We start from the raw sequence: 21,818 nt of genomic DNA on the forward strand, positions 1-21,818 counted from the left end.
GAAGGAGGTGCGGAAGGGGGCGACGAGGGGCATCGCGATGCGGCGGAGTTCGATTCCGGTGATCTTCATGGTGTGGTGCGGCCTGGGCCGTGTCTCCTTTGCGGTGAACCCGCCGTGGAGGGCGGTGGCGGTGTCGGTGTGGTTGCGCGGACCCCGGCTCTGGCCCCTGCCGGGGCCGCGGGTCAGGCGGGGCGGTGCACGACGTAGCCGTCCCCTTGGTGGAAGCCGACGACCTGGGCGTCCTGCGCCATCAGGCCGCCGAGCACCTCGCGGACGGCCTGCCGCCAGGCGCGGGCGGCGCCGGGGTCGGTGTGTCGCATGGTCTCGATGTCGGCGGGCACGGCCACCAGCACCACCGGCGCGTCGGTACGGCCGGGCACCGGACAACCCCGGTCGTCGCCGAGCCCGACCACGGCGTCGGCCGGCGCCGGCGTCGAAGCCGGGGCGCCGGCCGCGGCGGCCAGCACGTGCGGCGCGGTCAACGGCCAGCTGACCAGCAGCCGGTCGGACTCGTCCCCGGCGTTGATCACGTCGTCCATCGCTCCGTAGAACGACGGCAGGTACTCGACGGGGCGGGCGCCGAGCTTGGTCAGGTTGAAGTGGGCGTTGCGCCGCACCAGCGGATCGTAGGTCCAGGTGACGCGCTCCAGGCCACGCTGCAGCGCCCAGGCCCGCTGGTGCTGCTTGAGCGCGAACCCCACCCCCCGGCCGGTCGCAGCACCGGTGACAGTGTCGGCGACGGTGTGGGTGACGGTGTGGGTGACGGCGCCGGTGACATGGGAGTGCAGGACCCGGCCCGCCGGAGCGGCCAGGAACGCCACCGAGGCGCCGACCAGACGCTCCTGCCGGTAGGCCCCGGCCACGTAGTTGCCCGTGTGCGACAGCGCCCGCATCATCTCCACACTGATCGGCGCGTTCCCCGGCTCCGACCGCCAGATCTCGTCGAACAGGCGGTACACCCGCACGAAGTCGTCGATCTCGAAAAGCTCCGTCACGCGCACTCCCGCGGCCCTGGCCGTACGTTCCGCGACCTCCGCGGCCGTCTCGGAAACGGCCCCGGCCCGGACCCGGGCCTCAGCCGTGGCACGGGGCTCGGCCCCGGCCGTCGGCGGGTCACCGCAGGAGGCGCTCGTCACCTGCCGTCCTCTCCCGTCAGCACCGGGCTCTCCTGCGGCGCGGACGCCTCTTCCAGCGGCACGCGCACCCCTCCCGTCGGCTCCCTCAGCACGGAGGAGATCAGCCCGGCCAGCAGTCTCGTCCGGTCCGGTATCTCCGCGACGACCACGTGCTCGTGCGGCGCGTGCGCGCCGCCGCCGACCGCGCCCAGCCCGTCGAGCGTCGGGCAGCCGACGCCCGCGGTGAAGTTACCGTCCGAGGCGCCGCCCACGGCCACCCCCCGTAGCGGTTCCATACCCAGATCCTTGGCGATCCCGCAGGCCAGTTCGAACAGGCGCGCCGAGGAGACCTCCTCGAGCGGGGGACGGTTCGGCCCCCCGGTGACCTCCAGACGGGTCCCGGAAAGCCGGGGGGCGAGCGCCCGGATCAGCTGGTCGATCCGGTCCTGCTCGGCGATGCTCGGCACCCTGACGTCGACGGAGACCTGCGCCAGCGCGGGCACCGTGTTGACCGTGGTCCCGCCGGACAGCACGGTCGGCGTCACCGTCGTCTCCCCCTCGCCCATCGCGCTGAGCGTGAGGATCTGGTGGGCGAGCTCGATCCCGGCGTTCGCCCCGTTCCACGGCTCCAGACCCGCGTGGGCCGCCCTGCCGTGCACGATGACCCGGTAGTCGGAGGTGCCCTTGCGGGCCGTCTTGAGCGTCCCGCCGTCGGCGCTCGCCTCCAGCACGAACGTCGCCGCGCAGCCGCGTGCCGACTCCTCGATCAGCGCGCGCGAGGTCGTCGAGCCGACCTCCTCGTCCCCGGTGATCAGCACGCACACCCCCTCCGGCGACGGGAGGGAGGCCAGCGCGTGGAACATCTGCACCAGTCCCGTCTTCATGTCGAACACGCCGGGGCCGCGGGCGACCCCGTCCACGAGCGACCAGGGGTGCTCGCGCAGCGTGCCCATCGGCCAGACGGTGTCGTGATGACCGACCAGCAGCACCCGCGGCGTGCCGAAGGTCCACCGCACGTGGGGGACCCCGTCGATCACGATCGTCTCGGGCCGCGCGCCCAGCCTCCTGAAACCCTGATCCGCGACCAGGGCGGCGCTGCGGGCCAGCGCCTCGTGGTCGGCGGAGAAGGATTCGCAGACGACGAGTTCCTGCAGGTCGTCGAGCATCAGGTCGAGGTTCATGCGGGCCTTCCCAGTTCGGCTCTGAACAAGCGCAGAACATTGTCTCCGAGGATCTTGACGATCTCTTCGTCGGCGAAGCCATGTTTGAGCAGGGCGTCTGTGACGGAGGACAACCCGGCGGGGCCGGACAGGCCGGGAATGGTCGCCATGACGTCCAGGCCGCTGAAGTCGAACGCCTCGCAGCACGGCGGGGTGACGTCGTGCATGACCTCGCGGATGAAGTCGGGGCCGAGCCCCACGTGGTCGATCCCGCCGACGCTCACGACGTGCTCGATGTGGTCGACCAGCCGGTCCACGGTGTACTCGGCCGGGTCCTCGGAGAGGAAGGCGGGCAGGAAGTTCACGCAGACCACCCCGCCGGTCGCGGCGACGGCGCGGATCTGGTCGTCGGTGAGGTTGCGGTGGTGGTCGCGCAGGGCCCTGGCCGAGGAGTGGGTCGCCATGACGGGCCTGGTCGCCAGCTCCAGCACGTGTCCGACGCCGGAGGCGCTCAGGTGGGAGACGTCGAAGATCATGCCGAGACGCTCCATCTCCCGGACCGCCGCCACACCCGCCTCGGTGAGCCTGCTGCCGGTGGCGTCCTCGCCGCTGCCGTCGGCGAGAGCCGTACGGCCCCAGTGGGCGATGGAGGCGATCCGCACGCCCAGCCGGTGCAGGGTCGGCAGCAACTCGACGTTCGCGTCCAGCCCGGGAGCGCTCTCCAGGGCCAGCACCAGGGCGATCCTCCCCTCGCCGAGCGCCTGGTCGATCTGGGAGCCGTCCAGGCAGAGCCGTACCGCGTCCGCATTGCCCTCGGCCAGCGTGTGCGCGCACTCGATCATGCGCAGGGTCTGCCTGAGCGCCCCTTCCGGGCGGTACTGGTCGTCGATGAAGACCGGCAGCACCTGGATGTCCACCCCGCCCTCGAGGAGCTGGGGCAGCCAGCGTTCCCGGAAGAACGACGCCCACCGCCCCGGTGGCCTGGCCGTGACCGCCATCAGCAGGTCGTTGTGGGTGTCGGCGACCACGGCGTCGCGATGGAGATCGGTGGACACGGGCGGGCCCTTCCTCGCAGGCGGATCTTGTCTGCCACGACGCTATCGACAGCGCCCGCCTCCTGTCCCGGACGGACGGACAGCAGGGCCCGTGAGGTCACCGTGCGAAGGTTCCGGAGATCGCCGCGGGAGCCCGGGACGCCACGAGCGGGGCTCGGGGGCGCCAGGGGAAACCCGGGGCACCACGGGAAAGGAGACGCCGGGCGGAGGCTCCCGGTGATCCGCCGGTGTCGGAATCCCCTTGTGACGGGTGATTCTCCGCCAAGGCGGAACAGGCCGGTAGTCTGCGCAGGTGCCTACCCTTGCCGACATCGTCGGAGAGCTCGAATCGATCTATGATCCCGCGTGGGCGGAGTCGTGGGACGCGGTCGGACTCGTCTGCGGAGATCCCGCCGCCGAGGTGCGCAGGATCCTGTTCGCGGTCGACCCGACGGCGGTCGTCGTCAACGAGGCCGTCGAGTGGGGCGCCGACCTGATCGTCACCCACCACCCCCTCTACCTGCGGGGCACCACGAGCGTCGCGGCCACCACCTTCAAGGGCCGTCTGATCCACACGCTGATCAAGAACGACGTCGCGCTCTTCACCGCCCACACCAACGCCGACGTCGCCGACCCCGGCGTCTCGGACGCCCTCGCCCGCGCCGTGGGGCTGACGGGGCCGCTCACGCCCCTGCTGCCCTCCGCCGACGACCCGCGACGCGGCCTCGGCCGCGTCGGCTCGCTGCCCGCCCCGCTCACCCTGCGGGAGTTCGCCCGGCAGGCCGCCCAGGGCCTTCCCGGTACGGCGGGCGGCCTGCGGGTCGCGGGCGACCTCGACCGGGAGGTCCGGCGCGTAGCGGTGAGCGGAGGGGCGGGCGACTCCCTTCTCGGCAGGGCCAGAGCAGCCGGGGTGGACGCCTTTCTCACCGCGGATCTGCGCCACCATCCGGCGAGCGAGTTCGTCGAGGAACCCGGTGGTCCCGCGCTGATCGACGCCGCCCACTGGGCCACGGAATGGCCCTGGCTGGCCGACGCGGCACACCGTCTGACATCCGCTTCGGCCGCGCGGGGGATTACTGTTGAGACGCGCGTTTCCGAGACGGTCACGGACGCCTGGATGACAACAGCAGAGTGCGAGGAACTGAAGTGAAAGCAGCCCCGGCAGCCCAGAAGCGTCTGCTCGACCTGGCCGAACTCGACTCCGTCGTCGACCGCCTGGCCCATCGCCGCCGTACCCTGCCGGAACTGGCCGAGATCGACGAGCTCTCCGCCCGTGTGGCACGGCTCGCCACCCAGGTGATCGCCGCCGAGACCGAGGCGGGCGACCTGGCCCGCGAGCAGACCAAGGCCGAGGCCGACGTCGACTCGGTCCGCGTCCGCGCCGAGCGCGACCAGAAGCGCCTCGACTCGGGGCAGGTCTCCTCCCCGAAGGACCTGGCCAGCCTCCAGTCCGAGATCGCCTCCCTGCACCGCCGCCAGGGCGACCTCGAGGAGGTCGTGCTGGAGATCATGGAGCGCCGCGAGTCGGCTGACGCGCAGGTCGCCAAGCTCGTCGCCGAGCGTGACGAGCTCGCCGCCGCGCGCGGCGTCGCCGAGGACCGCAGGGACGCCGCCTTCACCGAGATCGACAAGGAGGCCGTCGAGGTCAAGGGCAGGCGCACGGCGGTCGCCGCCGACATCCCGGCGGACCTGCTCGCCCTCTACGACAAGCTCCGCGAGCAGTTCGGCGTCGGAGCCGCGATGCTGCAGGGCGCCCGCTGTCTCGGCTGCCGGACCAGCCTGTCCATCGCCGAGATCAACCGCATCAAGGCGGCCTCCCACGACGAGGTCGTCCGCTGCGAGGAGTGCCGCCGGATCCTCGTCCGCACCCCAGAGTCGGGCCTGTGACCTCCTTCGTCATCGAGGCGGACGGCGGATCCCGGGGCAACCCGGGGCCCGCCGGATACGGCGCCGTCGTCAAGGACGCCGCGGACGGCCAGGTGCTGGTCGAGGTCGCCGAGGCCATCGGCACCCAGACCAACAACGTCGCCGAGTACCGCGGGCTGATCGCGGGCCTGCGGTCGCTGCTCGACCTCGCGGGCGGCGGCGTGCCCGTCGAGGTCCGGATGGACTCCAAGCTGGTCATCGAGCAGATGGCGGGCCGCTGGAAGATCAAGAACGAGGGTCTGCGGCCTCTCGCGACGGAGGCCGCCTCCCTGGCCCGCCGCCTCAGGGTCACCTGGCGGTGGATCCCGAGGGAGCAGAACAAGGACGCCGACCGCCTCGCCAACGAGGCCATGGACGCCGCCGCCAAGGGCAGGCCCTGGCGTTCGACCGCCTCCCCGCCGACCGGTTCCCCCGCCGCGTCCAGGCCCTCCGCCCTCGACGCGGCCTCCACGCCCCGCTCCTCCGCGCCTCAGGCCTCCACGCCCCGCTCCTCCGCGTCCAGGGCGTCCGAGGCCCCGGCGCAGGACTCCCTCTTCGACACCGGAGACCTCTCTTCCTCTCCTCTCGGGGCGGCGGAGACGGGGGCGCGTGCGACCTCCGGCGGAGCGCCCGAGGCGGCACAGGCGTGGAAGACCCCCGACGGGGCGCCGGAGGCGACAGCGGGCGAGACGGCCCGGCGGACGGCGGCGCCCACGACCGGCGGAACCGGCTGGCGCGGGCCCACCACCACGGCGACGTCGCTGCTCCTGCTACGGCACGGCGAGACCCCGCTGTCGATCGAGCGCAGGTTCTCCGGGCTCGGCGACCCCGAGCTCACCCCGAACGGCCTCGCCCAGGCGGAGGCCGCCGCGGCCAGGCTCTCGAGCGAGCCGTACGGCGTCCAGGTGATCGTCAGCTCGCCGCTCAAACGCGCCCGTGCGACCGCCGAGACCGCGGCCGCCAGACTCGGGCTCGAAGTGATCGTCGAGGACGGGCTCAGGGAGACCGACTTCGGCGACTGGGAGGGCCACACGTTCACCGAGATCCAGCGCCGCTGGCCGGACGAACTCGCCGCGTGGCTGGCGGACCCGTCCGCCGCGCCGCCGGGTGGGGAGAGTTTCGAGGTGGCGGCGCGGCGGGTCCAGGTGATCAGGGACCAGCTGGTCGAACGTTACGAGGGCAGGACGGTCCTCGTCGTCTCCCATGTCACGCCCATCAAGATGCTGTTGCAGTCCGCGCTGCTGGCCCCGCTCGCCGCGCTGTACCGCATGCACCTCGACCTGGCCGCTCTGTCCCTGATCGAGTACTACGCCGACGGGCCGGCTGTGGTGAAGGCGTTCAACGACACCTCGCACCTGCGCTGAACCAGCGCCGCCGCCCCGGGGGCGTCCGGCTCCCATTCCACCCGGCGGCACTTGCCGCCCGGTTGGAGACCGCTTGGGAACCATTAGGCTTGGAGTACGGCGGACGAGCCGGCCGGGCGGCCGCGTCGGGTCTGTGAAGGCCCGCCGAGGAAGGTCCGGGCTCCACAGGGCAGGGTGGTCGGTAACGCCGACCCGGGGTGACCCGCGGGACAGTGCCACAGAAAACAGACCGCCCCTCGCGAGAGGGGTAAGGGTGAAACGGTGGTGTAAGAGACCACCAGCGCCCACGGTGACGTGGGCGGCTAGGTAAACCCCACCCGGAGCAAGGTCAAGAAGGGACGCTCCCTGGAGCGTCCCGCGCGCGACGTTTGAGGGCTGCCCGCCCGAGCCGCGCGGGTAGACCGCTCGAGACCGGCGGCAACGCCGGTCCTAGATGGATGGTCGCCCCTTCACACCCGTGAAGGACAAAACCCGGCCTACAGGCCGACTCGTCCGCCTTCTCCGCCCCTGACCTGCGGCGGAGTCTCCGGTTACGGAGGCTGAGGCCCTGAGAGTGCACATCGGGGGCACATTCACCTGGATCCGAGTGCGGCGGTGAAGGCGTTGCCCAGCGCCGTCCGCGCCCGCTCGGACGCCTTCGGGACCAGATGTCCGTACAGGTCCACGGCCGTGGTGATGGGCTCGTGGCCCCGGCCCGGTCCTGCACACCGGCCGGACGTGCCATCACCGTCAGCAGCAGCCCAAGGGTGTCGGTCGCCACGAACCGCTTGCGGCCATTGATCTTCTTGCTCGCGTCGTAGCCACGCGTACCGGCCCCGAGGGTGTCGGCGCCCTTGACACTCTGGCTGTCGATGACCGCCGCCGACGGCTCCGAATCACGACCGGCCTTTTCGCGGATGCGCCGGCGCAGCACGTCCAGAATCCGCTGGGTCACGACCTGGTCCTCCCAGCGCACAAAATGCCCGTACGCCGTCTGCCAGGGCGGGAAGTCCGCCGGCAACTGCCGCCAGGAGCAGCAGGTGCGCACCACGTACACGATGGCGTCCACGATCTCCCGGCGCGGATGTTTCTCCTTGCGGCCGTCCCAGTGCGGAGCGGAAAGCAGCGGTTCGATCAGAGCCCAATGCTCATCGGTCAGATCAGAGGGATGGAAAGGGTTGTCGTGTCATGCCTGCACTCCTACCCCACCGCAGGACGGCCTCACGATCAGCTCTCAAACACACTGTCAGCCATCATTTAGGGCGCGCCATAAGGAGATATTCGGGAGAAACATCCCAGAAGCGACGTGTGGGCGTTTCGCAAACCTAGCAGGATGACCGCTAGCATGTCTGAAATGTTCGACAAATATCTAAGGTTAACTTCATGAGCAAGGTTCTACGCGCAGGCGCGATTATGGCTGCAGGAACACTGGTTTCTCGCATCACTGGGCTTGGTCGCACAATCGTTCTAGCCTCAGCCATCGGTGTTGCAGCCCTCGGCGATGCCTACAACGTGGCTTACACAATCCCGTTTGTTCTTTTTGATCTTCTGATGGGCGGTGTTCTGAGTAGCGTCATAGTGCCGATGATTGTACGCGCCCGTAAGATGGACGACGACGGCGGACTAACTTACGAGCAAAGTCTGTTAACTCTGGTCACACTTATCTTAAGTATCGTCAGTATAGTAGCTGTCCTGCTCGCTGAACCGCTGATCGGACTTTACGCTACGGGCTGGTCCCAGCATACAACCGAGGTGTCGGTCACTCTGGCCCGGTTCATTCTCCCCCAGATCACATTCTTTGGAGTCGGCGCGCTGGCCGGTGCGATGCTTAACACTCGGGACCGGTTTGCCGCCCCGATGTGGGCTCCTGTGCTCAACAACCTTGTCGTCATCGGCGTGGGCGCCACTTACTTAGCGATCAGCAACGCGGGAAAGAACATTGATGAGGTTACCGATTCGGATCTGATGCTGCTCGGGCTGGGTACTACGGCAGGAATCCTGGCCCAGTCGATCGTTTTGGTCATCTCGTTGCGCCGGGCAGGGTTCAGCTTTCGGCCTCGGCTTGACCTGCGCAACTTGAAACTGGGTGAACTTGGCCGCTCGGTGGTGTGGACACTCCTCTACGTAGGTATCACCCAGATCGGGTACGTCCTCACCACGAATCTCGCCATCAAAGCCGGAGAGATGTCCAAAGAGATCGGCGTTCCCTACGGAGCGGGGATCACTCCCTACAGCTATGCCTTCATGCTCTTCCAGCTTCCTTATGGAATTATCGCCGTCTCAATGATCACGGCTGTTCTGCCGAGAATGAGCCGGCACGTGGCCGACGAAAGGCTTGATCTGTTACGGGAAGAATTCTCCTCCGGTGTACAGGTGGTCTCGGCTGCACTGGTGCCGATCGGCCTCTTGCTGGCGGTTCTCGGCCCTACCTTGTCGCTGCCGATCTTCGCCCGAGGCGCCGTTTCCACTGCCGACGCGATCTATATCGGCCAAATTCTGCAGGTTTTTGGTCTGGCGCTGGTGCCGTTTTCACTTTTTCAAATGTTGTTGCGTGTTTTTTACAGTCTCGGCGACACCAGGACCCCAACATTTCTTGTGTTAAGCATTGTTGTGGTTAACGCCACCCTTAGCCTGATCTCTTTCTTCTTCCTTCCTCCCGGATATGCAGTAGTAGGCCTGGCCCTGGCTTTCGCCATCTCCTACACGGTGGGGGCGGCGGCGACCTGGGTGCTTGCCGGCAGCCGTGTCGGCGGCCTGCACGGATCTCAGGTGTTCATGGGGATGTCCCGGATGTACTGCGCCGCGATCCCCGGGGGACTGATTGCACTCGGCGTGTTGTGGCTAACGCGGGGGCTGACCGACCTGACCGTACTCAGCGCGATCACCATACTGGCCGTCGGAGGCGGATGCGGAATAGCACTTTACCTAGTCATCGCACATCGAATGCGCATCACACAGGTCAGCTCGATCATCGAAACCGTCGCCAGGCGTGCAGCTCGCTAGCCGCAAATAAAGTGACGCCGGGTGAGCGTCGCATCGCGGAACGCCAACCTTCTCGCTTCTATCCACAAAGTAGGCATTCCTGCCGTTGTCAAATACCCGGATCTGGGGTATCAGGCGGCCGACATTCTCTCTGGGGCGGTCATAGCGGCTTGGCGGCCAAAAAATAACTGGCCGGAGTGGGTCGGCAGGACGAAGATGGCCGCGCCACCCATGGCCCGGGAGAGCCGGCACCTCAGCCATATCGGGACAGCGAGACCCCATTTCACCTTATATTTGTGACTTTGGGTAGCTCGAATATCACTCCAGTTAATACCCTTGTCGGCCCTTTTTCGGCCAGGGGGCCCTCGTCGACACAGGGCTCTCCGGTGTTGATTCGTGACCGAGGATAAATAAACGACTACGGCGGGTAAGAGTTTCTCCTTTTAGGTCGCACCATTTCTCCTGTCCTGGCGATATATTATCCTCCATGTCTGAGGTGGTCCTAAAAAGTGCACACCAAGTCTGCTTGACGCGTCTTTAAATAATTTGCTAGCGTCCATCTCACTTCATTCGAAATGTGCGGATCCTGGGCTTCTTGAAGCTCTCTTAAGGGCTTTGTCGCGCCAGGTGGCGCTGCATCAAGAAAAAGAGGAGCAAGAGATGAAGCTTTCCTTGGGGAAAAGGTCGGTGGCCTTGCTGGCTGGAACTGTGAGCGCTCTCGGCCTGGTCACGGTGCTCGCTGGACCGGCTTCCGCAGCACCCAACTGCAGCGCCGCAGCAGACGGATGGCTGTACCCGGGAGCAATTTCCTCCTGCAACCCCACCGGCACCGACGTCTACTCCACCCTTCACCGAGTGGTCGTGAAATGTTCAGGCTCCAGCGGAACCGTCTACACCATATACGGCCCCTGGTCCGCAACCACCAGCACTTCGGCCGCCTACTGCAGCCTTAACCAGGGACGCGAGGGCTATTCCGTCCAGGTTCAACGCGGCGGCACCGTCGTGGACGCGGAATAACACGCTGCACGGAAAACCAGCGGTTACGCTCTATTAAGTTACTGGTCGACAACGACTGCCGGAGAAAGCCCAAAGACGCTGAGAGTGTCCGGGACTGCTCGCAACAGCCCCGGACACATCTCCATCATCCCAGCGCGCCGGCCCTCGCACTACGGTGGAAGCCTGAGATTTTGAGGGTACGGCGAAGGGCGATGTAGCTGAGAGTGTGGCCTCAGTCCCGCTCCGTGGAATCACGGATGTGACATGCCGGAGTTCAGGAGATTCTCTCCAGCGGCTCTGGCCATGTCCGTCGAGGGTGTGGTCGCGGAGAAGCCGCGCTGCTCCCGGACGGGTCCCACAGGCGGCGGCGAAGTATCCGGCATCCTGGCCAACATCGGTCCGACGCTGTTCGCCAAATATTCCTGGCACGATCGGACGATCAGGTGTCACCGGGTGCAGACTCGCCAGCGATTCGGCATGCAGCCGACTGGCGAGGCCGGCGGGGAACAGGGCGCCGAATGACTGAGTTTTCAGCGTCAATCTCGCTTCACTCCATGCGTGAATAACGGCAAGTCTGAAGTTCGCCTTTAATTTTCATGTCGGGCGACATCAAAAGAAGAGCATCGGAAAGTGAAGTGCTCTCTGGGTAAGCGCTCAATGGTCCTCTTGGCTGGAACTGTGAGCGCTCTCGGCCTGCTCACGGCGCTCGCCGGACCGGCTTCCGCAGCTCCTAGGGGTGTGTGCCGCGACTCGGGTGCCGCGGCGAAGGCGCTGTCCGGCGCCGCCCGTGCCCGGCCGGCGCGTCGGCGAGGACGGCCGGTATCGGAACGTCACGGATGAACGCCCGCGCCTTGGGCGGGGCCGGCGCCGGACGCCGGTCTGACGGATGACCGCCGGGCGTCGTTTGCTTCACGGTCCAGTGGGGGTTCGGGGTGGGCATGGACGGTCTCCGTGCTGGCCGGAGACGCAGGTGTCGACGATGTCCGTCAGTTTCAGGCCCCTGAGTGTCTACAGGAGAGAAGACAGGTCGCGCCCGTGGACGTCGTCTCGCTGGAGCCCTAGACCACGTAGACGGGGGCGAGGTCGACGAATATGCGGTAGTCCGAGATCAGACCGTCGTCGCGGGTGCGCCAGATCGATACGGCTACGACGCTGACATCCTTGCCGTCGAGCCGCCGATAGGTCACCTCGGTCTCGGCGATGACGTCGGCGTCCACCTGCCAGTTCCTGACGATCCGGTGCCGCAGGCCGCCGATGGTGGAGAAGAACGCCCGCAACCCGGCGACGATGGCCTCCCGTCCCGCCAGCGGCTCGGCGTTGCCGAACGCCAACGTGGCGTCCTCGGCCAACAACCGCACGAACTCGTCGGGGTCGAACGAATCGACTGACTCGAAAACGCGTCGCACCACATCGTCGGTCATGCCGACCCTTCCTCGCACAGCCGGGATCACTGGTGGGGACGATACGGGGCGAAGGACGACGCGCAACTACCGCAAAGGTGGGTGTCTCATCACCGTAGGCTCGCCGAAGACCTCCGAACCTGGGGCGCGGCATCGCGGTCGGGGAGCTTCCCCGCCACGGATGGTGTTCGCGTTCGTCGGGGATCAGCGGGCATGTGGAAGGCGGCCGGCTACGAGACTCATAGGGCGTAGGTCTGGCAAGCCCCACAGGTCTTCAGGACCTGATGGTCGCCGGCCTGCTTGATTCCGTCCGTTGGTCGATCGGGCAGGCTGCCGGTTCGATGTCGGCCGGGATCGCAGCGTGGGTCGTCCTTGTGGCGATGTCGACTGTGGTTCGTCATGCACTTGATCGATTCTCAGGAAACCCGAGCGGGGAGGGGAATGGCTCTGGACAGCTTGATCTGCGCGTCCTCCACTCGGATCGGCGCCAGGCGGAACACGGCGTCGGCCTGCGACCACTCCCGATTTTCACGCGCGGGGGGCGTCAGCGCCAGCGACAACGTGGACTGAAAAGCGGGAGGTCATCCTGACTTAGGGCTGGTTGTTCTGATTGATCAGAGGAGAGTGGATCGCGCTACCGTGCTTCCATGGAGGATGATGCCATCCCACCCCTGACGGCGAACCGATGGACCGACGCCGTCAGCGAAGGCGGACATGTGGCCGGCAAGGAGATCTGCCGGTGTTTCGACCAGTACAGGGTTCGTCCGCCGCGCGTGGTGCGCTTCCATGCTCAGCGTCAGGACACGGCATCCGCTGCATGGCGCCACCTGCTTGAGCTCGTGGAGGAAGCTGCGGCGGACGGCCGGGAGGAGTTCCGGCCCTTGGTCGAGCTCAGCCCGGACGAACGGCGTCAGATCATCACCCTGCCGCCGACCATCGCCAAGCTCACCGAGGTCAGGCACCTGGTGCTCTACGGCAGCAATCTGGTGCGGATCCCACCCGAGATCGGCGCGATGACCAGCCTGCAGCAGTTCACCCCTTACACGTCGAACCGCCTGCACTGGTTTCCCTACGAGCTGACCAGGTGTCGGCGGCTGAAGGCCAGTACGGTCAGCACCCGTTCGCTGTACGGCAACGTCAAGGTGCGACCGCCGTTTCCTCCGCTCCAGCCGGGCAGGGCGTCGGCCCGAGACCTTCCCCTCGCCGACCTCGACCCCAAGGTGTGGGGCACCGACGTGATCCGGGCATGCGGTGTCTGCGACCGGCCGATCGCCGAGGCCGGGCTCTACCAGGTCTGGATCTCCTTGCGGGTCGGCGCCGACACACTGCCTCTCCTGGTCAACGCCTGCTCGCCGACCTGCCTTGACACCCTTCCCGCTCCCGCAGAGGGCTGTGTGCCCACAGCGCACACCGGCGGACCGGGAATCGTTCAGCCACGCGCCGACTACGCGTAGCGGGGACTGGATCGTCCGGTCGTCGCTCTCGCCGCCCCTCTGGTAATCCCATATCCGCCTGAAGGACGCACAGGAGGTGTCACTGACGTCCGGTTAGACGGGCGCATGACTGCTCATGACGTGGCCCGTCTGCTGCCCGGCATCCCGATGCTCCGCGACCTGTGCCGGTCCATGGCGGTGCTGGAGGCGATCCTGAGCCCGGACAGGGAGAGTCGCCACCACCTCTTCGACACAGATTGGAGCCAGGGGGAGGAGGTGGCCTCGATGGGCAACGGCTCGGGAGACGAGTACTCCATCGTCTTCTCGGCGGCGGGTGCCTACATCCGCGGCTTCGATCACGAGGCGGTGATGAGCCCGTACGGCAACGACGGGCCGTGGCCCGGAGTGGTCGACTCGGTCCCCGACGTTTTTCGCCGCTACGTGGAGGAGCCCGCGTTCTGCGACGAGGACGGCATGCCGATCGTGACCGCCTGCCTGTGGCGTGGGGTCGACGACGGCCTCTGGCGAACGGGAGAGATCGAGTATCCGGACGGCGAGGGCGACCCCGACGGCTCCGCGCACCTGTTCGGGTTACTTGTCGATCCGTCTCCGGAGGCGTTCCAGCGGTTTGCCGAGGACTACTACGAAGGCCCCGTGGACCTCGACGCCGTGCGGCATGTCCACGCTCTCCGTCCGCTGACGCAGGCGGTGGTCACCGCACTGAACGCCGACCTCACGTTGAAGGACCTCGCTGAAGACCTCGCGGCATCCCGGTACCCGTCCGTCGCGGACTGGGAAGACGGAAAGGCGGGTCCTTTTCCGAGCGGCGAACCGGGCGACAACAGCGCTGGAGCACGCTGAGCGGAATGCTGTGGTGAAGCGGTGCCGTACAGCGACACCGCCTTACAGGATCACACACCGTCGACCTGCGTCCGCTGCCTGATCAGGACAAGGGGGGCGACGAGGTGCTTGCCCTTCCCGGTGGATCGGAAGGTGTCTGGCTGGTGTTCTGTTTGTCCCGGCTCCAGATTTCGACGCATCGGGGGAGGTCCTCGATGTCTCCGCCCTCGGGGATCATGCCCCAGAGGAAGGGGATCAGGTAGTGGGGCGGTTCGCCCAGGAGCACGGTCAGTTCGTCCTCGGTGACGGTGAGGGGGAACGCCGAGCCCTGTTGCCCGGGGGTCCATCCCGCTTCGAGGGCTCGCCGGACGCATCCGGCGACGAGGGTGGGGCAGACCGCGATCGTCCGTTCTCCGAGCGGGTTGTCCGGCCGGGCGAAGGGAAACGACACCATGAGAACACGCCCCGGCTCCTCGGTCCGCTCGACGGTGACGGTGAGGGGACTCCAGCCGTCGCCCCGGCGGCGGGTGGACCTGTGCCGGATGCGCCAGCGGAAGGCGGTGCCGTCGACGGTGATGGACCGTGAGCCCTTCCTGGGCATCGTCACGGGCGCCTCCAGGCTTCCGCTCTGTTCCGTCGCTGTTCCGTGGGAGTGTCAGAGGCAGCGATGAGTGACACGAGACGCCGTAAGCGTAACCGTTGCCGCTTCCCATGATCGAGCTGTTTTCGCAGGCGGTCTGATCACGGCGAGCGTTGTGAACCGGCCCCAGTCGCCGGCACACCCTTGCTCCGTCTCCATACAGGACCCATCCATGGAGGTGGCTTTCAAATCGGCCCGTCAGCTCCGGGACGGCAGAAGCCGTCTGCGCCTTCCGGATTTGTTGGAGATGTTATCCTTCGCAAGGGCATAGAACGAATCAACGGTAAGCAGGCCAATTTTCGCGACCAATACCCAGGCGGTGGCGTCCGGGTTGGCCGCACGTTCACTGCTCGGTATGCCGGAACGGCTGTGTTGAACCCGAAACTCAAACCTGATTGTCATTGACTTCGATGCGGCTGACGAGTGAACCCAGGAAAGAGAAGCGGCTGTCCCTGGCCGTTCTGAGTGTCGCCATCCTGTTGACGGCGACGCTCGTCGGATCGGAGTCGGCCGAGTGGCCGGTGTTCGAGAGGTGCCGTGGCGTGCGTGCCGCGTCTCTCGAATGCGTGCAGGCAGGCGCAGCGGTGACCGAATGCCGGCAGGGATCCGAATACTGGGGAGACGTCATATGCGCAGGCGCCCTTCGCGTCGTCGACCGGTGTGCGCGCCTGGACGTCAACGGTGCGGGAGCGTCAACCTGTGCGGCTCTCAGCACTGATTATCTGAGTTGTGTCGAGCGACGTCTCTCCCCCGTGACATGTCAGATGCTGGGCACGATCCTCCTTGAATGCATGCGGCAACTCGGGGAGACGGAACGCAGTTGCCGGGCGGAATGGGAGGAGTTGGTGAAATGCAGGATGCGCGGCGTCGATCCTGAATCCTGCCCGCACACCGGAAATCCCAGACCTTGGCGCGTTCGTTCGGCGTCGTCAGCTTGGCGACCTGAGCGCGCTCATGCACCTTCCATCTGACGGTCGGGACGGTGTGGGGCCGAAAACCGTGTCACCTCATGTGAACCGCACGTGCTCGTGATCGAAACACTCGGCGGGAATCGCTCCGGGGCGGTGGGGGCTGCTTGGGCCGACACCTCCACCCCGGCCCGCGCGACGTGCCGGGGACGGCGATCAAGCCTGGCCGTCGACGTGAGGCGACAGCGGCGACGTCTTGGATGACACCGATCACTACTCGAAGAGGGACGGGTCTCCGGCGCCTCTGCGGAGAATCTCGGGTTCGTCCTGCGAGAAGTCGACGACCGTCGTCGGCACCGCGCCGCACTCGCCGGAGTCGATCACAGCGTCCACCACGTGGTCGAGCCTCTCCTTGATCTCCCATCCCTGGGTCATGGGCTCGGTCTCGTCGGGCAGCAGCAGGGTGCTCGACAGCAGCGGTTCGCCGAGCTCGGTCAGCAACGCCTGCGTGACGACGTGATCGGGGATCCGAACGCCGACCGTCTTCTTCCTGGGATGCAGCAGCCGCCGCGGCACCTCCTTCGTCGCGGGCAGGATGAACGTGTAGCCGCCGGGAGTCGCCGCTTTGATCGAGCGGAACAACGCATTGCTCACATGAACGAACTGGCCGAACTGGGCGAAGTTCCCGCAAACCAGGGTGAAGTGATGGTCGTCACCGAGGTGGCGGATCTCCCTGATCCGGTCGATGCCCTCCTTGTTCCCCAGCCGACACCCCAACGCGAAACACGAGTCCGTCGGGTACGCGATCAACCCGTCCGCCTGGAGGAGACCGATCACCTGACTGATCACCCGAGGTTGCGGGTTGTCCGGATGCACGTCGAAGTACTTTGCCATGCATGTGAGCTTAGAGAGTGTTCGATCCCGCGGGTTCCGTCCGATCCGGATATCCGGGCTCCGTGAACGTTCGACGTGTTCTCGCCGGTGAGGCGGCGGGTCATGGCGTCGATCACGGAGAGGTGATCACGGAGAGGTGGATCACGGCTTCCGAGGCGGCGGGCGGGCCCTCGTGGTCGCGGGCCAGGCGGCCCGGCGGAGGGGTCAGCGCAGCGGGCGGTCCGTGGCGGGGGACCGAACGGTGGGCGAGTCGGCGTCCGGGATGAGCAGGCGCGGCGCGCCGCCGCGCAGGGGCACGACCCAGACGTCGGCGTTGCGGCCGCCCGCGCCGCCCTTGGGCACCGCGTACATCACGTGGCCGTCGTCGAGCCACGCAGCCTGGTCGTCCACGCTGCGGGTCTCCGCGAGCGGGGTTTCGACGCCGGTCGCGAGGTCGAGAACATGGAAGCGCCAGACGTCGGAGGTGAGCCCGGTCCGCTTCTTGTAGACCAGGCGCCGGCCGTCCGGGGACAGGGAGGGGCACTCGACGTTGTCGCGCAGGGCGGTGAGGGTGCGCCGCCTGATGTCGCCCTCGACGAGGTATCTGCGGTCCTGGGTGGCCACGGTGGCGAAGAACCGCTCTCCGCCGGGGACGAACGTCACACCCCACACGTTGCGGTCGGTGTTCTCGTTCGGCTGCCCGTTCAGCAGGAACGTGAACCGCTCGACGTTGCCGACCGGGTCGCCGCCGACCCGGCCGATGGCGGTCTCGGTGGAGAAACCGTCGGAGAGGTACGAGTGCCCCGTCACGAAGGTCGTCGTGGCGTAGTAGCGGCCGTCCTCGGAGATCCGGGCACGGCTCGGGATCCCGTTGAGCGGGGTCTCCCCGCCGGGCCTGAGCCGATCGTCCAGAAGGGTGACGGCGAACGGCAGGATGGGGTTGCGCGTCTGGCGCAGGCAGAGGCCGCCCGCGGGCGAGGCGGCCGTCCGCTCGCAGCGGGTCGGGAGGACGACGCGCTCGCGCCGCACGTCGGCGGCCGGAAGCACGGCGATGTGGCCGAACGCGGGCCCGGGGCGCAGCGATCGGAACACGATCTGCCGCCCCTCGGGCAGCTCCACCGAGCCGCCGTCCCGTTCGCCGCCGATCGCGCCCGCACGCAGCGCCGAGGAGGTGACGCAGCTCGCGGCCACGGCGACGACGAGGACCGCGATCGCCGTCATGATCCTGCCGTCCCTGATCCTGCGCGGGCTGAGCTGGGTCATCGGGCCTCCGTCCGGTGGTCGCGGGATCGTGTGATCATCGGTACGGCCACGAGCAGGGCGGCCGTGAGGGCGGCGGCGAAGGTCCACACGGCGGCGTCGCCCTCGGCGGCCGTCCAGACCGCGCCGAAGGCCACCGCGCCGAGGGCGCGCCCGCCCGCCACCGCCGCCTGAACGACGGAGATCCCGGTCGCCGTCAGTTCGGCGGGGAGCAGCGGCGCGGCCGCCGCGGGCAGCACACCGTCGGTCGCCGCGTAGTAGGCGCCGAGGAACACCAGGCACAGCATGGCCCCGGCGGTCCCGTCGACGAGGATCGCGGTGAGGTAGGCGCACAGCAGCAGGCCGTACCCGGCGGTGAGGACGCGGTTCCTGCCGTACCGGTCAGAGGCTCGGCCGAGCGGCACGGCCAGGGCGAGGTAGACCAGGCTCGTGCAGACGAACAGCAGCGGGAACCAGCGGGTCGTGACCGACTCGTTGCGCAGCAGGACGAGATAGAGGAGGCCGTCGCCGATCGTCGCCGCCGACAGCACGGCCGCGGCGCAGAACAGCCGCCGGAACCCGTCGATCCGCAGCAGCGCCGCGACGTCGCGAAGCGAGACCGGTCGCGCCCGGTGTTCCGGCGCGGGGTGTTCCAGGGCGCGGTGTTTCAGGGCGCGGTGTTCCGGTACGCGGTGCTCCGGCGCGGGGCGTTCCGGGGGGCGGTGTTCCGGTACGCGGTGGACGAACAGCAGCACGCCGAGGACGGCGGCGCAGAACGAGACGACGAAGACCATGTCGAAGTCGCCCGGTGCGAGCGCGAGCAGGCCGAACGCGACGACGGGGCCGAGCAGCGCGCCGGTCGCGTCGAGGGCCCGGTGCACGCCGAAGGACCTGCCGAGCCGGTCCCGCGGACCCGCCGTGGCGATGAGCAGGTCGCGCGGCGCGGTCCGCAGCCCCTTGCCCGCGCGGTCCACCGCCACCGCCGCCGACAGCGCCCCCGCGCCCGCCACGGGGAGCAGCATCAGCTTGGCGGCGGCCCCGAGGGCGTACCCCGCGCCCGCCATGAGCTTGGGACGGCGCAGCCGGTCCGCGAGGAAGCCGCCGAGCAGCCGCATCAGGACGGTCGCGCCCTGGTAGAGGCCGTCCAGCAGCCCGTACCCCAGGGGAGTGAGCCCCAGGGCGAGGGTCGCGAACATCGGCAGGACGGCCGTCACCATCTCGGTGGAGACGTCGGTGATCAGGCTCACCAGGCCGAGGACGACGACGACCCGGGGCACCCGGGTCGTCGATCTCGCACCGTGCGGGATGTCGCGTACCGATACGTACACGTGGCCTCCGAGGGAAACCGGCGGGCGAGGCCGGCTCAGAGCGGACGAGGGGCGGCGGCGGGAGGACGGGCGGGACGGCGGAGGCCGCCCCGCCCGGTCGGCGCGGATCCGGGTCAGCCGGCGCCCGGGAGCGGCCTGTCGGCGGCGAAGGCGTCCAGGACGTTCTCGGTGATGGTGGCGATGTCGTTGTCGTAGTTGTTGTAGAACAGGCTGCCGGCCCAGGAGATGGAGCTGGCCGAGAAGACCGCGCCTCCCCTGGGGTAGCGGGTCAGGGTGACGTCGCCGCGGACGAGCCAGTTGACGGTGCCGCCCTCCATGAGGTTGGCGGTGTTGTTCTCCTCCTTCACGAACAGGTACTCGTCGCCGAAGCCGGTGCCCGAGCCCAGGACGATCGTGTTGTCGGCGGTGCCCAGGGCGTAGTCGGCGCGGTCGAGCTCCTCGCCCATGGGGCCGCCCTGGCTCTGCAGGGAGTCGAAGTCGCCGATGGGGCCGGTGGCCTTGACGCCGTCGAAGACCCAGGCGGCTCTGGGGTCGTGGCTCTGGGGCGAGCGGTCCAGAGGCCGGCTGTAGGTGCCGGTGCCCAGGCGGGAGCCGAAGCCCTGGGCGGTGAAGCCGACGCCGACCAGTTGCTGCGGGGGACGACCGCGGAAGCGCCACAGGCCGCCGTATTCGCCGGTGGTGCTGTGGTAGTGCTCGCCCGGGGCGCCCTGCCAGGCTTCGGTGCCGTCGTGGCGGCGCAGCTCGGTGTAGGCGCCGGTGCGGTCGAGCGGGGTGACCCAGTAGAAGCCGTTGCCGCCCAGGTACATGAGGCGGCCGCCGTCGTTCAGCCAGCTCTGCAGGGCGTCGAGCATGGGCTCCGAGGTGTACTCGGGGTGGCTGCCGGTGATGACGACCTTGTAGTCGTCCAGCAGCTTCGTGCCCTCCCGGTGCAGGTCGTGATCCGTGATGTAGTCGACGGTGTGGCCGGTGGACTCCAGCCAGTCGGTGATGTGGGTGTCGGCCTCGAACTGCCACGGCCTGCTCTCACCCCTGGGACCGCTGGCGTACGGACGCAGGTTGGTGAGCGGGCGCAGGTGCGACGAGTAGACCACGCCGCTGCCGTCGCTGTGCCGGGAGTACTGGCTCATCCCGCTCGTGAGGCCGCCCGTCATCCCGTAGGCCAGGTAGCTGAACGTCGGCACCAGCAGGGCGACCTTCGAGGCGGGCTTGCCGTGCTTGGGCCGCACCACGAAGGTGGCGTGGTAGACGTTCCCGCCCGCCTCCAGCTTGGCCGCGTACACGCCGCTGCGGGCGTCGGCGGGCACCTTCCAGGTGAAGCCGGGTTCCCAGGCGGCGTCGCCCAGGTCGTCGTCGTGGAAGTACATCGCCCCGTACTGCTTGGGCGCCAGTTTGAAGTCCTGCTCGTCGGCCTGCCAGTTGTGGCCGGTGACGGCTCGGACCGGCAGGTTGACCGCGCGGCCGTGCAGACGGTTGCGGGAGGTGTCCACGACCTGGTCGGTGTCCATCTTCTGGGAGAAGTCGAAGGCCGCCACCGCCCGCTCCGCAGGCCCGCCGCGGCGCAGCGCACGGATCTCCTGCTCGTCCAGTGCCCGGTCGTACACCCGCGGGGCGTCGATCTTGCCATTGTAGAATCCGGCAGGCCGGTCCTGACCGCCCTGGTAGGCGGCGATCAACAGGGGGGCGGCGGCGTTCTTCAGCCCGCGGGCCTCGATCGTGCGGGTGACGACGGCTTCGGAGTCGTTGGGGTGGCCGGTCAGCGGATACTGGTACAGCCCCACCTTGCCGGTTCCGGCGTCGTACGAGACGGCGGCGAAGTACCAGCCGGAGGAGTTCACATGCTGCGGCCGGACGACGCCGCCGGGTTCGACCCCTCGCAGCGCCGGGGCCCACGGCTTCAGCTTCACGCCGCTGCTCACCGTGTGGGCGCGTCCGGACCGGTCGGCCAGTCGCAGGCCCAGCCCGCCGTCCTGGTCCACGAACATGCCGTATCCGGCCTGTTCCTTCTCCGACCACTTGGTCACGATCCCCTGTACGGCTCCCGTGCCGGCCGGGGTCCGCCGGTAGGCGACGGGGTTGAGCTTGGAACCGGGGACGGTGGTCGGCGCGATCCACGCCGTGATGGTGAAGCTCCCGTCGGGCCGCAGGGCGCCGTGGTCGGGAACGGTCACGTACGAGCCCACCGGCAGCGTCTGGTACCGGCCCGGGTACTCCTTGTTGACGTCGGACTCGACGACCTGCTCCTTGATCCCCGGCCCGCGTGGATCCGCGTCACCGTGCACCACCCGCACCATCGTGGCCCGGAACGACGGACTCTTCGTGCTCACCATGATCTTCACGGACTCGCCCGGCTGGACGCTCAGCCGGTCCGGATACCCGCTGATCCCGAGAGTGTCCAACGCCTCCTGGGGCGTCCTCGGATCGACGGGGAGCGGGGGCGGATCGACCTTCGGGGTCTGGGGCGCCGTCGCCGCCGCCCCCACCCCCGTGGACAGCGGCCCGGACCCGCCGATCACGGCGACCAACGCCGTGATCAGCAGAGCCGTCCCCGTTCGTCTGCGCGCAATCACTCGATCACCTCTCTGCCGGCCCTGGACCCTGGCCACACGGGGGACGACGTGCCGT

At 68.2% G+C, this 21,818-nt stretch carries 16 protein-coding genes, 1 other RNA gene and 1 pseudogene; 8 read left to right on the forward strand and 10 right to left on the reverse strand.

The genetic code is table 11. The annotated features are described in order from the left end of the window. Positions 1–182: 182 nt before the first annotated feature. The 3 genes from PKF00_RS36455 to PKF00_RS36465 are packed head-to-tail and all read right to left on the reverse strand — an operon-like array spanning position 183 to position 3,330. Positions 183–1,136, reverse strand: coding sequence for a GNAT family N-acetyltransferase (locus tag PKF00_RS36455; protein ID WP_309298467.1), 954 nt, complete (start codon positions 1,134–1,136; stop codon positions 183–185). After that, a complete protein-coding gene (locus PKF00_RS36460) occupies positions 1,133–2,296 on the reverse strand; it encodes a M20 family metallopeptidase (RefSeq protein WP_271222286.1) in 1,164 nt (387 codons plus the stop codon). The genes PKF00_RS36455 and PKF00_RS36460 overlap by 4 nt, the downstream gene beginning before the upstream one ends. Then, positions 2,293–3,330 (reverse strand): dipeptidase, encoded by a 1,038-nt coding sequence (locus PKF00_RS36465; RefSeq protein WP_271222287.1) that lies wholly within the window; start codon positions 3,328–3,330, stop codon positions 2,293–2,295. Before PKF00_RS36465 ends, PKF00_RS36460 begins: the two co-directional genes overlap by 4 nt. Positions 3,331–3,622: 292 nt before the next feature. Between PKF00_RS36465 and PKF00_RS36470 the strand changes: the two genes are divergently transcribed. From PKF00_RS36470 to rnpB, 4 genes are all read left to right on the forward strand, one after another. After that, complete coding sequence (locus PKF00_RS36470) at positions 3,623–4,459, forward strand: Nif3-like dinuclear metal center hexameric protein (RefSeq protein WP_271222288.1); 837 nt, start codon at positions 3,623–3,625, stop codon at positions 4,457–4,459. Continuing rightward, on the forward strand, positions 4,456–5,196 hold the full coding sequence (locus tag PKF00_RS36475) for a zinc ribbon domain-containing protein (RefSeq protein ID WP_271222289.1): 741 nt from the start codon (positions 4,456–4,458) through the stop codon (positions 5,194–5,196). The genes PKF00_RS36470 and PKF00_RS36475 overlap by 4 nt, the downstream gene beginning before the upstream one ends. Beyond that, positions 5,193–6,578, forward strand: coding sequence for a bifunctional RNase H/acid phosphatase (locus tag PKF00_RS36480; protein ID WP_271222290.1), 1,386 nt, complete (start codon positions 5,193–5,195; stop codon positions 6,576–6,578). The genes PKF00_RS36475 and PKF00_RS36480 overlap by 4 nt, the downstream gene beginning before the upstream one ends. A gap of 104 nt (positions 6,579–6,682) precedes the next feature. Further along, an RNA gene (gene rnpB, locus PKF00_RS36485) (RNase P RNA component class A) lies at positions 6,683–7,073 on the forward strand. 199 nt (positions 7,074–7,272) lie between these two features. Here rnpB and PKF00_RS36490 read toward each other — a convergent pair. Further along, positions 7,273–7,716 (reverse strand): annotated as a pseudogene (locus PKF00_RS36490) (IS5 family transposase); the annotation flags it as partial. A 224-nt stretch (positions 7,717–7,940) separates the two neighbouring features. On the opposite strand from PKF00_RS36490, the gene murJ reads away from it, so the two are divergent. Together murJ and PKF00_RS36500 are read left to right on the forward strand one after the other, a co-directional pair. Next, positions 7,941–9,560, forward strand: a complete 1,620-nt coding sequence (gene murJ / locus PKF00_RS36495; RefSeq protein ID WP_271222291.1) for a murein biosynthesis integral membrane protein MurJ — start codon at positions 7,941–7,943, stop codon at positions 9,558–9,560. Between the two features lie 1,239 nt (positions 9,561–10,799). After that, positions 10,800–11,057 (forward strand): hypothetical protein, encoded by a 258-nt coding sequence (locus tag PKF00_RS36500; protein WP_271222292.1) that lies wholly within the window; start codon positions 10,800–10,802, stop codon positions 11,055–11,057. A gap of 536 nt (positions 11,058–11,593) precedes the next feature. Here PKF00_RS36500 and PKF00_RS36505 read toward each other — a convergent pair. Then, entirely contained in the window at positions 11,594–11,956 is a 363-nt protein-coding gene (locus tag PKF00_RS36505; RefSeq protein WP_271222293.1) for a nuclear transport factor 2 family protein, read from the reverse strand. 818 nt (positions 11,957–12,774) lie between these two features. On the opposite strand from PKF00_RS36505, the gene PKF00_RS36510 reads away from it, so the two are divergent. Both PKF00_RS36510 and PKF00_RS36515 read left to right on the forward strand, forming a co-directional pair. After that, a complete protein-coding gene (locus PKF00_RS36510) occupies positions 12,775–13,389 on the forward strand; it encodes a hypothetical protein (protein ID WP_271222294.1) in 615 nt (204 codons plus the stop codon). A gap of 105 nt (positions 13,390–13,494) precedes the next feature. After that, complete coding sequence (locus tag PKF00_RS36515) at positions 13,495–14,229, forward strand: hypothetical protein (RefSeq protein WP_271222295.1); 735 nt, start codon at positions 13,495–13,497, stop codon at positions 14,227–14,229. A gap of 82 nt (positions 14,230–14,311) precedes the next feature. Here the strand turns inward: PKF00_RS36515 and PKF00_RS36520 are convergent, their stop codons facing one another. The 5 genes from PKF00_RS36520 to PKF00_RS36540 form a co-directional block, all read right to left on the reverse strand. Beyond that, positions 14,312–14,815, reverse strand: a complete 504-nt coding sequence (locus PKF00_RS36520; RefSeq protein ID WP_271222296.1) for a hypothetical protein — start codon at positions 14,813–14,815, stop codon at positions 14,312–14,314. Between the two features lie 1,214 nt (positions 14,816–16,029). Further along, positions 16,030–16,650: an L-threonylcarbamoyladenylate synthase gene (locus PKF00_RS36525; protein ID WP_271222297.1), complete on the reverse strand. Its 621-nt coding sequence runs from the start codon at positions 16,648–16,650 to the stop codon at positions 16,030–16,032. A gap of 204 nt (positions 16,651–16,854) precedes the next feature. Continuing rightward, positions 16,855–17,892, reverse strand: a complete 1,038-nt coding sequence (locus PKF00_RS36530; RefSeq protein ID WP_271222298.1) for a TolB family protein — start codon at positions 17,890–17,892, stop codon at positions 16,855–16,857. Beyond that, complete coding sequence (locus PKF00_RS36535; RefSeq protein ID WP_271222299.1) at positions 17,889–19,196, reverse strand: MFS transporter; 1,308 nt, start codon at positions 19,194–19,196, stop codon at positions 17,889–17,891. Before PKF00_RS36535 ends, PKF00_RS36530 begins: the two co-directional genes overlap by 4 nt. Before the next feature lie 113 nt (positions 19,197–19,309). Then, positions 19,310–21,763 carry a LamG domain-containing protein gene (locus PKF00_RS36540; RefSeq protein WP_271222300.1) on the reverse strand — a complete coding sequence of 818 codons (2,454 nt, stop codon included), beginning with the start codon at positions 21,761–21,763 and terminating at the stop codon, positions 19,310–19,312. Positions 21,764–21,818: the final 55 nt, after the last annotated feature.

Source organism: Streptosporangium carneum (genome assembly GCF_027922005.1).
GTDB classification, from domain to species: domain Bacteria; phylum Actinomycetota; class Actinomycetes; order Streptosporangiales; family Streptosporangiaceae; genus Streptosporangium; species Streptosporangium carneum.